At 56.1% G+C, this 11,967-nt stretch carries 12 protein-coding genes; 10 read left to right on the top strand and 2 right to left on the bottom strand.

The window, feature by feature from the left end:
* Positions 1–8 precede the first annotated feature (8 nt).
* Positions 9–716, bottom strand: a complete 708-nt coding sequence (phoB, locus tag NQT62_RS00400) for a phosphate regulon transcriptional regulator PhoB (protein WP_256762545.1) — start codon at positions 714–716, stop codon at positions 9–11.
* Between the two features lie 185 nt (positions 717–901).
* Between phoB and NQT62_RS00395 the strand changes: the two genes are divergently transcribed.
* The 7 genes from NQT62_RS00395 (at position 902) to cysM (ending at position 7,968) form a co-directional block, all read left to right on the top strand.
* Entirely contained in the window at positions 902–1,327 is a 426-nt protein-coding gene (locus tag NQT62_RS00395; RefSeq protein ID WP_256762544.1) for a gamma-butyrobetaine hydroxylase family protein, read from the top strand.
* A gap of 4 nt (positions 1,328–1,331) precedes the next feature.
* Positions 1,332–2,072, top strand: a complete 741-nt coding sequence (gene ubiE, locus NQT62_RS00390; protein WP_256762543.1) for a bifunctional demethylmenaquinone methyltransferase/2-methoxy-6-polyprenyl-1,4-benzoquinol methylase UbiE — start codon at positions 1,332–1,334, stop codon at positions 2,070–2,072.
* 59 nt (positions 2,073–2,131) lie between these two features.
* Entirely contained in the window at positions 2,132–3,088 is a 957-nt protein-coding gene (locus NQT62_RS00385; RefSeq protein WP_256762542.1) for a Tim44 domain-containing protein, read from the top strand.
* An 83-nt stretch (positions 3,089–3,171) separates the two neighbouring features.
* Positions 3,172–3,900 carry a ubiquinone biosynthesis accessory factor UbiJ gene (locus NQT62_RS00380; protein ID WP_256762541.1) on the top strand — a complete coding sequence of 243 codons (729 nt, stop codon included), beginning with the start codon at positions 3,172–3,174 and terminating at the stop codon, positions 3,898–3,900.
* Positions 3,897–5,492, top strand: a complete 1,596-nt coding sequence (gene ubiB, locus NQT62_RS00375) for a ubiquinone biosynthesis regulatory protein kinase UbiB (protein ID WP_256762540.1) — start codon at positions 3,897–3,899, stop codon at positions 5,490–5,492. The genes NQT62_RS00380 and ubiB overlap by 4 nt, the downstream gene beginning before the upstream one ends.
* Positions 5,493–5,584: 92 nt before the next feature.
* The gene (locus NQT62_RS00370; RefSeq protein ID WP_256762539.1) at positions 5,585–7,030 is read left to right on the top strand and encodes a high affinity choline transporter 1; all 1,446 of its coding nucleotides are present in this window, start codon (positions 5,585–5,587) and stop codon (positions 7,028–7,030) included.
* Positions 7,031–7,065: 35 nt separating this feature from the next.
* The gene (gene cysM, locus NQT62_RS00365; protein WP_256762538.1) at positions 7,066–7,968 is read left to right on the top strand and encodes a cysteine synthase CysM; all 903 of its coding nucleotides are present in this window, start codon (positions 7,066–7,068) and stop codon (positions 7,966–7,968) included.
* Here cysM and mltB read toward each other — a convergent pair.
* Complete coding sequence (gene mltB / locus NQT62_RS00360; RefSeq protein WP_256762537.1) at positions 7,913–9,040, bottom strand: lytic murein transglycosylase B; 1,128 nt, start codon at positions 9,038–9,040, stop codon at positions 7,913–7,915. The two genes, cysM and mltB, sit on opposite strands and share 56 nt — an antisense overlap.
* Positions 9,041–9,166: 126 nt before the next feature.
* On the opposite strand from mltB, the gene NQT62_RS00355 reads away from it, so the two are divergent.
* The 3 genes from NQT62_RS00355 to NQT62_RS00345 all read left to right on the top strand — a co-directional run bounded on the left by NQT62_RS00355 (position 9,167) and on the right by NQT62_RS00345 (position 11,940).
* Positions 9,167–10,087: a histone deacetylase family protein gene (locus NQT62_RS00355; RefSeq protein ID WP_256762536.1), complete on the top strand. Its 921-nt coding sequence runs from the start codon at positions 9,167–9,169 to the stop codon at positions 10,085–10,087.
* Between the two features lie 148 nt (positions 10,088–10,235).
* Complete coding sequence (locus tag NQT62_RS00350; RefSeq protein ID WP_256762535.1) at positions 10,236–10,985, top strand: electron transfer flavoprotein subunit beta/FixA family protein; 750 nt, start codon at positions 10,236–10,238, stop codon at positions 10,983–10,985.
* Positions 10,986–11,010: 25 nt separating this feature from the next.
* A complete protein-coding gene (locus tag NQT62_RS00345) occupies positions 11,011–11,940 on the top strand; it encodes an electron transfer flavoprotein subunit alpha/FixB family protein (RefSeq protein WP_256762534.1) in 930 nt (309 codons plus the stop codon).
* The last annotated feature ends 27 nt before the right edge of the window (positions 11,941–11,967 follow it).

Here is an 11,967-nt window from a genome sequence, read left to right as displayed (position 1 = left end):
CCGATATTCTAGCCCAGCGCGCTCTCACTCTGGTTCACGGTGAAGCGATACCCGGCACCTCGAACTGTTTCAATCAGGCGGTCATGGCCGGACAAGGTGAGGGCCTGCCGAAGTCGTCGAATGTGCACATCCACCGTCCGTTCTTCCACAAACACATGGTCGCCCCACACCTGGTCAAGCAGTTGGGTCCGGCTGTGCACCCGTTCAGGGTGTGTCATGAAGAAGTGCAGAAGCCGAAACTCCGTTGGACCCATGTCCAGAATCTTGTCGTGTCCCTGAATACGGTGGGTCACTGGGTCTAGCTTCAAGCCTTGCACCTCGACCACGTCATCGGTCAGTTGCGGCGCGCGCCGTCGCAATACTGCCTTGATGCGGGCCAGTAGCTCTTTTGGGGAAAATGGCTTGGTGATGTAATCATCCGCACCCGCTTCTAGCCCGTCAACTTTGTCCTGTTCTTCGGTGCGGGCCGTCAACATGATGACAGGCACTTGTCGAGTGCGTTCCTCGGCACGCAGTTCCTGAGCAAACTGGATCCCGCTTTTGCCCGGTAACATCCAGTCCAGCAGGACCAGGTCGGGCAATTCAGCCGTGATCAGGGTGCGAGCCTGGTCGGCATCGGTGGCGCGCAGCACTTTGTGGCCGGCAAAACTCAAGTTCACCGCGATCAGTTCTGCAATGGCTGGTTCGTCTTCAACCACCAAAATTGTGCTTGTCATGTTTTTCCTCAAAGTCTCTGTCGGTGTTAATGCCAACAAAGTAGTGCATTTGCGTGACAGTAATATGACACTTGGGTGAAGCGTCATCAATCCACTCCGGATCAGGTCGACTGCCAAGCCGTTGGGGAAAGCAGGGCGGAGTGCGTTACACTGTCGGTTTGACGCCAACCTGCAGTATCCCGACCATGGAAACCAGCAACAATCCCATTCCGACCCGCATTGTGGTTCATCAGCAATCCCGCCTCTTGGAGGTGGAGTTTGACACGGGTGCCCTGTTCAAGTTGCCTTTTGAGTTAATGCGGGTGTATTCCCCATCCGCCGAGGTGCGCGGACATGGTCCGGGTCAGGAAACCCTGCAGGTTGGAAAGGGCGAAGTCACCATCAGCGCATTAGAGCCTGTGGGCATGTACGCTGTAAAACCGATTTTTTCAGATGGCCATGATTCCGGTTTGTTCTCGTGGGAATACCTGCTGTGGCTGGGCGAAAACCAGGATGGCCTGTGGAATGACTACCTGGAACGTCTGAAGGCTGCAGGCGGAAGCCGCGACCCGAATGCGCCCGAAAATATTCCGCTTCAGCAGAAAAAAGGCGGGGCTTGCGCCAGCCACTAAGATCATGAACGACAAAATCACTGATTTCGGTTTCGAAAAAGTACCCGAAGACCTCAAAGCCCGCAAAGTGGCTGAGGTGTTTGATTCCGTGGCCGCCAAATACGACATCATGAACGACTTGATGTCCGGCGGTATGCATCGGCTCTGGAAGGCCAGTACCATTCGCGAGGCGGGTGTGCGCCCCGGCATGAAGGTGCTGGATATCGCTGGCGGCACAGGCGACTTGAGCAAAGCCTTTCTGGACAAGGTGGGGCCACGCGGGGAAGTTTGGCTGACCGACATCAATGAGAGCATGCTGCGGGTGGGTCGGGATCGGATGATAGACCAGGGTTATCTGCCCCGCATGGCACTGTGCGATGCGGAAAAGTTGCCGTTTCCCGACAACTATTTTGATGTGGTCACTGTGGCATTTGGATTGCGCAACATGACCCACAAGGACGTGGCATTGTCCGAAATGCGCCGCGTGGTCAAGCCCGGTGGCAAGGTCATGGTGCTGGAGTTTTCCAAGGTCAATCCTGCCCTGGCGCCTGCTTACGACTTGTACTCATTTCAGGTGTTGCCGCGCCTGGGGCAAGCGATTGCCAATGACAGCAAGAGTTACCAATACCTGGCCGAGAGCATTCGCATGCATCCGGATCAGGAAACGCTCAAGCAAATCATGCTGGACAGTGGTTTTGACCATGTCAAATACACCAACTTTACGTTCGGCGTTGTTGCCCTTCATTTGGGAACCAAGTTCGCCTGAGTCGGTCTGAAGGCTTGTTAACCCACGGACCTTGAGCCAACATTGTGAGCCACACTGTAATGAATGTTTCCTTTCTGAATCGCGCCCTCAGCCTGCTAACCGTGATGCTGTTTTCCTTGGCCATGCTGCCCATGGAAGCCGAAGCCAAGCGTATGGGGGGAGGCAGCAGCTTTGGCAAAACAGCACCGTCCTACAGCCGGCAGGCCAGCCCCAGCAACCCTGCTGGCTCGCCCACCGCCTCACCCACGGCACCCACTCGGGCCGCCCCGGCACCAGCACCCACAGCGCCCACGGCTGCACAACCTCAGCGCAACCGGTTTTTGGGCCCATTGATGGGGTTTGCGGCCGGTTTGGGTCTGGCTGCGCTGTTTAGCCACCTGGGTTTTGGCGAGGGCATGGCGCAATTCCTTGGCACGGCGCTCATGGTGTTGTTGGCGGTATTTCTGGTGCGCAAGTTGTTCAGTCTGATGCGTGGCCAAACCACCCAGCAGCCCAGCCCGGCCTATTCGTCCGCTGGCCAGCAAACCAACACCTACCGTGCCCCGGTTCAACAGCCCACGGCCATGGATGGGCAGTTTGGCAACCCGCGCGCAGCATTCGATGCACCTGCAGCATTACCAACGCCAGAGCAAGGCTTGGTCAAAACGCTGCCGGCTGGTTTTGATGAAGCCGCATTCATCCAAAGCGCCAAGAAGTTTTTCACCACCATGCAAGGCCTTTTTGATCAGGGCGATCTTCAGGGGCTTCGCGAGTATTGCACCGACGACGTCATGAACCACTTGCGCGCACAGGTTGAGGAGCGCGGCATCGCGGTGAATAAAACCGATGTGGTGACGCTTCAGGCCGAACTGATTGGCTTTGAAGTGGACGTGGACGAGCAAATTGCCACGGTGGCCTACTCGGCCATGCTTCGGGAGTCTGCTGGTGCGGCTGCCGAGCAGGTCGATGAGGTGTGGGTACTGACACGACCCATGTCTGGCGGTGGCTGGTTGTTGGCCGGTATCCACAATCTCTGAAAATTCGGCACCCCGGCTCTGGCAGGGCCTCGCGGCTGGGGTACACTCAAGCAGTTTTCGACCTCCGCTTGTCTGGAATTCCTGTGGCCCTGCAACCTCCGCCATTTCTACAGTTTGCCAACCGGCTGCTGGCCGCATCGCCCCTGAAGGGGCTGGCTGCGTTGCCAGGTCTGGGTCAATTGGCGAGCATGCCGTCGGTCGTGTTGTCGGCATCCGTTGCCAAGTCGGTCACGCTGGTTCTGAATCATTTGCTGGAACAACAACGCAGCAGCAAGTCCAAACTTCAACGTGAAGCGGGCAAGGTTTTGATGATTTCAATCCAGCCTGTTCAACTGGTGTTTCGCATCAACGATCAAGGCCACTTTCAAACCACCACCCCGGCTCAAGGTGTTCAAGCGCCGTTCGACACCGAGATTCGTTTGCAGTGGGCCGATCTGGTGAACTCCGTTGGCAATCCTGGTGGCATGGCCCGCAAAGCCAGTATTTCCGGTGACATGGATTTTGCACAAGTGGTCTCTGGCGTGATCAATGATTTGTCCTGGGACCCTGAGCGCGACCTGGCACGTGTGGTTGGTGATGCCCAAGCGGTTTGGATCATGAATAGCCTTGCCGCACTGGGCACCAATGGCCGTGATGTATTCAACCGCTTCAAGAGCAGTTTGAAAGAATACGTGGTGCACGAGAAAGCGATTGCACCAACTCCCTCCGAATTTGACGCATTCCGCAGCGACGTAAGCCGACTTCGCGATGAACTGGCCCGCCTTGAAAAGCGCATTTCAAAACTGGATACAGCGACGGATTCCAAGCCATGAAGTTACGTCGTCTGGCGCGAATTGTGCTGGTTGCCCGTCGTTATGGTTTGTTTTTGCTGGCGGCGGATTCAATCAACAACCGTTTTGCAAAAATCCTTCTGAACCTGATTTCCTCCAAAACCGCCATGGATGCACCACGTGGCGAGCGCATGCGCCGAGCCCTGGAGGATTTGGGGCCACTGTTTGTCAAGTTTGGGCAATTGCTGTCCACCCGCCGGGATTTGCTACCGGCTGATGTGGCCGACGAATTGGCCAAGTTGCAAGATCAGGTTCCCCCTTTTGGTTTTGAGCAATCACGCCAGCTTATTGAACAAAGCCTGGGGCGTCGCATCGAGGACATGTTTGTCGAATTTCAGGACCAGCCGATCGCTAGTGCATCGATTGCCCAGGTGCATTTTGCTGTGATCAAGTCAGGCCCCAGGGCTGGCCAGGCAGTGGCTGTTAAAGTGCTGCGGCCTGGCATGATGACGGTCATCGACAAAGACCTGGCCTTGATGCGAACGGCAGCCAATGTGCTGGAGAGGATTTCGGCAGACGGAAAACGCCTGAAGCCGCGGGAAGTGGTGAAGGAGTTTGACAAATACCTGCATGATGAATTGGACCTGATGCGAGAAGCGGCCAACGCCTCACAGTTGCGGCGCAACTTTTCATCCTCATCGGGCAGTGGTCATTTGTTGCGGGTACCCGAGATGTATTGGGATTACTGCTGCAGCACGGTGATCACCATGGAGCGCATGCGGGGAATTCCCATTTCACAAATTGATCGCCTTCGCGAGCGGGGCATTGACCTGAAAAAGTTGTCCCGGGATGGCGTGGAAATTTTCTTCACCCAAGTGTTTCGCGATGGTTTTTTTCACGCGGACATGCACCCGGGCAATATCTATGTGGGCGATTCCGGTGACGATTTCGGCCGTTACATCGCCTTGGACTTCGGCATTGTGGGCACACTCAACGATGTCGACAAGCAATACCTGGCCCAAAACTTTCTCGCCTTTTTCCGGCAAGATTACAAGCGCGTGGCGGAGCTGCACGTGCAGTCCGGCTGGGTGCCCAAGGCCACACGCATTGATGAATTGGAGTCAGCCATCCGGGCTTGCATTGAACCGTACTTTGACAAACCCCTGAAAGAAATTTCCCTGGGCAACGTGCTGATGCGCCTGTTCCAGACTTCGCGCCGTTTCAATGTGGAAATTCAGCCCCAACTGGTGTTGCTACAAAAAACACTGCTGAATGTGGAAGGGTTGGGTCGTCAACTGGACCCCGACCTTGACCTATGGAAAACCGCCAAACCATATCTCGAAAACTGGATGCATCAGCAGATTGGCTTTAAGGGTTTTCAATCCTCATTGCAATGGGAGGCTGCACAATGGTCGCAGATTTTGCCGGCGTTGCCGCGGTTGTTGCACCAGTCTCTCACGCAGTCCAACGGTCGGGTAGACCACCAAATTGAACAGTTGGTGAAGCAACAAAAGCGTTTGAACAAGGTATTGTTCTGGATGGTGTTGAGTCTGGCGGTGTTGTTTGGGGTGGTTGCGCTTGAATTGTTGTGGCCCATGCTGATGTTCCATTGGGGGCCCATCGGGCGCATTTAGAGTTGGGCAACCAATGTGCTGGGCAAGGCAGCCCATGCGCATGTTTCTTGCCTATAATCCGCAATCATTTCTGTCTTGGGGTGGGCGTTCTCATGTTGCTGGCATCGGTTATCGGCTATCTGTTGCTTTCCGTTATCGTGGGCTTGTATGTGGCCCGCAACGTCAACACCACGGCAGACTACGCGGTTGCCGGGCGTCACCTCACCTTGCCTGTGGTCACCGCCACGGTGTTTGCCACCTGGTTTGGTTCCGAAACCGTGTTGGGCATTTCGTCCACTTTCGTGAAAGAAGGCTTGCACGGCATTGTGGCCGACCCTTTTGGCGCTTCGCTGTGCCTGATTTTGGCCGGTTTGTTTTTTGCCCCCAAGCTGTATCGCCTCAAGTTGATGACCATCGGTGACTATTACCGGGTGCGTTACAACCATTTTGTTGAAATGTTCTGCAGTGCCTGCATCATCGTTTCCTACCTGGGCTGGGTGGCCGCCCAAATCAGTGCTTTGGGGCTTATTTTCAAAGTGCTCTCCGATGGTGCCATTACCCAGCAATGGGGCATGATCATTGGCACCGTGGTGGTGCTGACCTACACCCTGTTTGGCGGCATGTTGTCGGTGGCTGTGATGGACTTCATTCAGATGACCGTCATCGGCGGTGGGCTGTTGTATGTGGGCTGGTTGGTGGCTGACATGACCGGCGGTGTCGCCGTGGTGGTCAACCATGCCGAAGCCGCCGGCAAGCTGCGCTTCTTTCCCGAGGAGTTCAGCTACGCCCTGTGGGTACCGTTTATTGGGGCTTTTGTCACCATGATGCTGGGTTCTATTCCCCAGCAAGATGTGTTTCAGCGCATCACTTCAGCCAAGGATGAGAAAACAGCCACCCGAGGTGCAGTACTCGGTGGCAGCCTGTATTTCTGCTTTGCGTTCATCCCCGTGTTTTTGGCTTACGGTGCCACGCTCATCAAACCCGAAGTGTTCGGCCCCTTGATTGAACAAGACTCGCAGATGGTGTTGCCCACCTTCATTCTGAATTACACCCCGATTTTTGCGCAGGTGGTGTTTTTTGGCGCGCTGATTTCCGCCATCATGAGCACCGCCAGCGCAACCTTGCTGGCGCCCGCCGTGTCGTTCTCGGAAAACATCTACAAGGTGATTTTTCCGCACCTGGACGATGCGCATTTGCTGAAGGTGATGCGGGTGTCGGTGCTGGTATTTACCTGCATGGTGCTGGCTTTCGCTTTCAATACCGAGTCCTCTATTTTTGAAATGGTGGAAGCGGCTTATCAGGTCACGCTGGTGGCGGCTTTCGTACCGTTGGCCTTTGGGTTGTACTGGAAAAGGGCGACCACCCAAGGGGCTGTGGCATCCATCGTGGTGGGCATTGCCGTGTGGCAGTTCAGCGTTCATGTCATGCCATCGGATGTTTGGCCTCCCCAGTTGTTGGGGTTGGTGTGCAGCGCCATGACCATGATCCTGGCGTCGCTCTTGCCGCAATGGATCCCACATCGCCCTTTGTTGCGCGATGGGGTGCTCCATCCGAAGTAAAATGGTCAGATCATCGTTGAAGAAGTGATCCGGCTTTGAAATACCTCACCATCGAAGACACCATTGGCAACACGCCTTTGGTGCAATTACAGCGTATTCCCGGTCAGGCCAACGCAGACCGGGGCAATATCATTCTGGGCAAGCTGGAGGGCAACAACCCGGCCGGTTCGGTGAAAGACCGTCCAGCCATCTCCATGATTCGCCATGCCGAAGCGCGGGGCGACATCAAACCTGGTGATACGCTGATTGAAGCCACTTCCGGGAACACCGGAATTGCGTTGGCCATGGCTGCGGCATTGCGTGGCTACAAAATGGTGCTCATCATGCCCGAGCATTTGAGCATTGAGCGCCGACAAACCATGCGGGCCTTTGGTGCTGACATTATTTTGACGCCACAGCAGGGCGGAATGGAATACGCCCGTGATTTGGCCGAGCAGATGCGGGACCAGGGCAAAGGCGTCATCCTTGACCAGTTTGCCAATGAGGACAATCCGCTTGCACACTTCGAGACCACCGGGCCTGAAATTTGGCGGGACACCGCGGGACAAGTCACCCATTTTGTGAGTGCCATGGGCACCACAGGCTCCATCATGGGGGTTTCGCGCTATCTAAAGTCCCAAAACCCGGCCATTCAAATCATTGGGGCCGAACCCAGTGAGGGGTCTCAAATTCCAGGCATTCGCAAATGGCCCCAGGAATACCTGCCAAAAATTTTCAAACCAGAAGGTGTAGACCGGGTGGTGCAGGTTACCCAGGCCGAGGCCGAGCACATGGCCCGCCGTTTGGCTGCTGAAGAAGGCATTTTTTGTGGCATTTCAGCCGCGGGCGCTGCGCACATTGCACTCAAGATCGCACAGGAGGTGGAAAACGCCACCATCGTATTTATTGTGTGCGATCGGGGCGATCGTTACCTGTCGACTGGCGTATTCCCGGCGTGAGTTTTTTGCGCAGGGCCAGCGCCTCGGCCAATTCCAACACGGCATTGGCGTAAAACGCGCTGCGGTTGTAGCGGGTAACCGCGTAAAAGTTTTGTCCACCCACCACATAGGCAGGGGGATCGTCGCCCCGTGCCAGTTCCACCACGGCCAGCAACTCATCCGCCTGGGTCGGCGTTTTTAATATCAGCCCTTTGTCTGTCAGGGTTTTTGTGGTGAAAGTCGGGAGGATGTCGGGTGCCAGCAATTCAGTCAGATTGGGCGTCTTGGGCGTTTCAATCAGCACGCGTCCGGCTTTGCCTGGCTGCCAGCCATGCACGTTCAAAAAATTGGCCACGCTGAAGATGGCGTCTTGCCGACTGTGAAACAGGTCAATCCCACCGTCGCCATTGCCGTCTACAGCAAAATTCAGCCATGAGCTTGGCATGAATTGTCCCAGGCCTACGGCGCCCGCATACGATCCCTTCACCTCCAGCGGGTCCAGTTTCATTTTTTGGCACAGCACAAAAAACGCCCCCAGCTCATCTTGGAAGAACGCTGAACGGTCTTTTTGACCTTGGGGGTAAGCAAAGCCCAACGTGCTCAAAGCGTCCAGCACCCGGAAATTACCGGTGTGCTCACCATAGATGGTTTCCACGCCGATGATGGCCACAATCACTTCCTGAGGTACACCGTACTGAGTCTCTGCTTGCTTGAGGGCCTCCTCATGGTCCAGCCAGAATTTCACGCCCTTTCGGATTCGGATGGGCTCTACAAAGCGGCCTCGATAGGTGTCCCAATTCCGCACCGTGGGAGTTTTCGGCGGCTTGACGGCTTCCACCACCTTGGGCTGGTACCTGGCTTCACTGAGCACTTTCAGTGTGTATGACGCAGGAATTCCCTGACTGATTTCCAATTGCGAAGCCCATTGCCGCGCTTTGTCCTCAGCATTCGGAGCACTGGCTTGCTCGGCTTGGTTGGAGTTATCAGCGGCCTTATTGACCGCTTGCGCAACAGCGGCTTGAGAACTGGCGAACGCGGTGAGTACAATCAATACATTGGCCCAACGGGACGTGGCAATAGAAGGAGCAGGCATGTCAGGGGGAATATTCGGGGGGGTTAGTCACTCGGTTTGGTCTGCGCTCACCCAGGGTGAAGTACACGGCGCAAACCCTTGCACACCCACTATACCGCACTCCAGCAAACTGCCCCGGGAGCACAGATGACCACCGCCTACATTTCTCACAACGATTGTGTACTTCACAACCCGGGTGCGGGTCACCCCGAAAGCGGTGCTCGCCTCAAGGCCATTCAGCAACGCCTCCAAGCCTCGGAGCTCTGGCCCAGGCTGGTGCACTGTGAGGCACCCATGGCAAATTGGCCAGCCATCAACGCGGTGCACACGGAGGCCTATGTGGAAAGCATTCGCAGTCGCTTCCCGCTGCGGCGGCCCGTGGATATTGATGGAGACACCACGTTGTCTGAATTCACCCTGGACGCAGCCCGACGTGCGGCGGGTGCCTGTGTGCATGCGGTGGATTTGGTGATGTCGCATGCGGTCGGCAATGCTTTTTGTGCCGTGCGTCCACCGGGGCACCATGCCTGTCGGGATCAGGCCATGGGCTTCTGTGTGTTTAACAACGTGGCCATTGCGGCTCGGCACGCCATGGCGGCTTACCGTTTACAACGGGTGTTGATTGTTGACTTTGATGTCCACCACGGCAACGGCACGGAGAACGTGTTTGCTGGCCATCCGGGTGTGTTGATGTGCAGCACATTTCAGTCGCCCTTGTACCCGTTTACTGGCGGGTTGGATGGCGCCGCCAACATGGTAAATTGCCCGGTGCCGCCCGGTGCCGGGCGCGACGAGGTCAAAGCGGCCATTGAAACCCACTGGCTGGATGCGATTGATCGTTTCAAGCCCCAGCTGGTGTTGGTGTCGGCCGGTTTTGATGCCCACGAAGGCGACCCACTGGCCGACTTGCAATTGACCACCGCAGACTATGGTTGGCTGACCCATTTTCTCAAACGGGTGGCTGAGGAATATTGTGACGGCCGCTTGGTTAGCACCCTGGAAGGTGGCTATGAACTGACGGCTTTGGCCGATTCTGTGCATGCGCACCTGGAAGCGTTGATGTCCTAGAAAAGCAGGGTTTCTACTTGGTTTTGACTCGACAGATCCCCGTCTGGAGTGTACACTCTACTGAAAATCGAACGATCGTGCGTTTTTTCAAAGTACGATACGTGTGCTTGAATTTCATTATTGTCCAATCAAATTAGGGATGGCTTGCATGAAGATCCTGGTACCAGTCAAACGCGTGGTGGATTACAACGTCAAAGTGCGCTGCAAAAGCGACGGCACGGGTGTGGACATTGCCAACGTAAAAATGTCAATGAACCCCTTTGATGAAATCGCCGTGGAAGAAGCCACACGCCTGAAAGAGGCTGGTGTTGCAACCGAAATCATCGCCGTGTCCTGCGGTGTAGCCCAGTGTCAGGAAACCCTGCGCACGGCGCTGGCCATTGGTGCCGACCGTGGCATTCTGGTGGAAACCGATGCTGAACTGCAGCCCTTGGCCGTGGCCAAAATTTTGAAGGCCCTGGTTGAGAAAGAAGGGGCCAACCTGGTCATCATGGGTAAGCAAGCGATTGACGACGATTGCAACCAGACTGGCCAGATGCTGGCTGCCTTGGCTGACATGCCCCAAGGCACATTCGCCTCCAAAGTGGTGGTTGAGGGTGGCAAAGCATTGGTAACCCGTGAGGTAGATGGTGGCCTGGAAACCGTGAGCCTGAACCTGCCCGCGGTGGTCACAACTGACCTGCGCTTGAACGAGCCGCGCTACGTCACACTGCCCAACATCATGAAGGCCAAGAAAAAGCCGATCGACACCATCAAGCCCGAGGACCTCGGCGTGGATGTGTCACCCCGCATCAAAATGCTGAAAGTCAGCGATCCTCCTTCCCGCTCAGCTGGCATTACCGTGCCCGATGTCGACACACTGATCGACAAGCTGAAGAACGAAGCCAAAGTGATCTAAGACATCAGGGATTCAGGAGAACAACATGTCCGTACTCGTTATTGCTGAACACGACAATCAAACCATCAAGCCCGCCACGCTGAACACCATCGCTGCCGCCCAAAAAATTGGGGGTGATGTGCATGTGTTGGTGGCTGGCAAGGGCGTCTCTGGCGCGGCCAGCCAAGCCGCTGCTGCAGCTGGCGTGGCCAAAGTGCTGGTGGCCGATTCCGACGCGCTGGGCGACCAGTTGGCCGAAAACCTGGCTTCCCAAATTCTGGCCATTGCCGGTGCTTACAGCCACATTCTGGCGCCTTCCACCAGCGTGGGTAAAAACGTGATGCCCCGTGTGGCCGCCAAGCTGGACGTTGCGCAGTTGTCCGATATCATCGGGGTAGAAAGCGCCGACACATTCCAGCGCCCCATCTATGCGGGCAACGTGATCGCAACCGTGCAATCGTCCGACGCTGTAAAGGTGATCACGGTTCGCACCACTGCATTTGACCCTGTGGCTGCAACAGGCGGATCTGCCGCTGTTGAAAACCTGGCTGCTGCGGGTGACTCTGGCAAATCCGCATTCGTCAGCCGTGAGCTGGCCAAGAGCGACCGTCCCGAACTGACCGCTGCTGGCACCATCGTGTCGGGCGGTCGTGGCATTGGCTCCGCCGAAAACTTTTCCATCCTCAACCCGTTGGCTGACAAGCTGGGTGCTGCCATTGGTGCATCCCGCGCAGCGGTGGATGCAGGCTACGCGCCCAACGATTGGCAGGTTGGCCAAACCGGCAAAATCGTTGCACCCCAGTTGTATGTTGCGGTGGGTATTTCCGGTGCCATTCAGCACTTGGCCGGCATGAAAGACAGCAAGGTGATTGTGGCCGTGAACAAAGACCCGGAAGCCCCCATTTTTGGCGTGGCCGACTACGGCTTGGTGGGCGACCTGTTTGAGGTTGTTCCCCAGATTGTGGCCAAGCTGTAAGGCATCGCGGTTGTACCGAAGTAGACA

The organism is Limnobacter humi (genome assembly GCF_024518835.1).
Classification (GTDB): domain Bacteria; phylum Pseudomonadota; class Gammaproteobacteria; order Burkholderiales; family Burkholderiaceae_B; genus Limnobacter; species Limnobacter humi.
The sequence above is the reverse complement of the archived record's forward strand: the minus strand, read 5'-3'. Positions and strand labels throughout refer to the sequence as shown.

Excerpts from the sequence above, each read along its gene's own strand:
- NQT62_RS00350 (WP_256762535.1), top strand. The coding sequence starts at position 10,236 with ATGAAGATCCTGGTACCAGTCAAACGCGTGGTGGATTACAACGTCAAA.
- NQT62_RS00395 (WP_256762544.1), top strand. The coding sequence starts at position 902 with ATGGAAACCAGCAACAATCCCATTCCGACCCGCATTGTGGTTCATCAG.
- NQT62_RS00385 (WP_256762542.1), top strand. The coding sequence starts at position 2,132 with ATGAATGTTTCCTTTCTGAATCGCGCCCTCAGCCTGCTAACCGTGATG.
- ubiE (WP_256762543.1), top strand. The coding sequence starts at position 1,332 with ATGAACGACAAAATCACTGATTTCGGTTTCGAAAAAGTACCCGAAGAC.
- phoB (WP_256762545.1), bottom strand. The coding sequence starts at position 716 with ATGACAAGCACAATTTTGGTGGTTGAAGACGAACCAGCCATTGCAGAA.
- ubiB (WP_256762540.1), top strand. The coding sequence starts at position 3,897 with ATGAAGTTACGTCGTCTGGCGCGAATTGTGCTGGTTGCCCGTCGTTAT.
- NQT62_RS00345 (WP_256762534.1), top strand. The coding sequence starts at position 11,011 with ATGTCCGTACTCGTTATTGCTGAACACGACAATCAAACCATCAAGCCC.
- NQT62_RS00355 (WP_256762536.1), top strand. The coding sequence starts at position 9,167 with ATGACCACCGCCTACATTTCTCACAACGATTGTGTACTTCACAACCCG.
- mltB (WP_256762537.1), bottom strand. The coding sequence starts at position 9,040 with ATGCCTGCTCCTTCTATTGCCACGTCCCGTTGGGCCAATGTATTGATT.
- NQT62_RS00370 (WP_256762539.1), top strand. The coding sequence starts at position 5,585 with ATGTTGCTGGCATCGGTTATCGGCTATCTGTTGCTTTCCGTTATCGTG.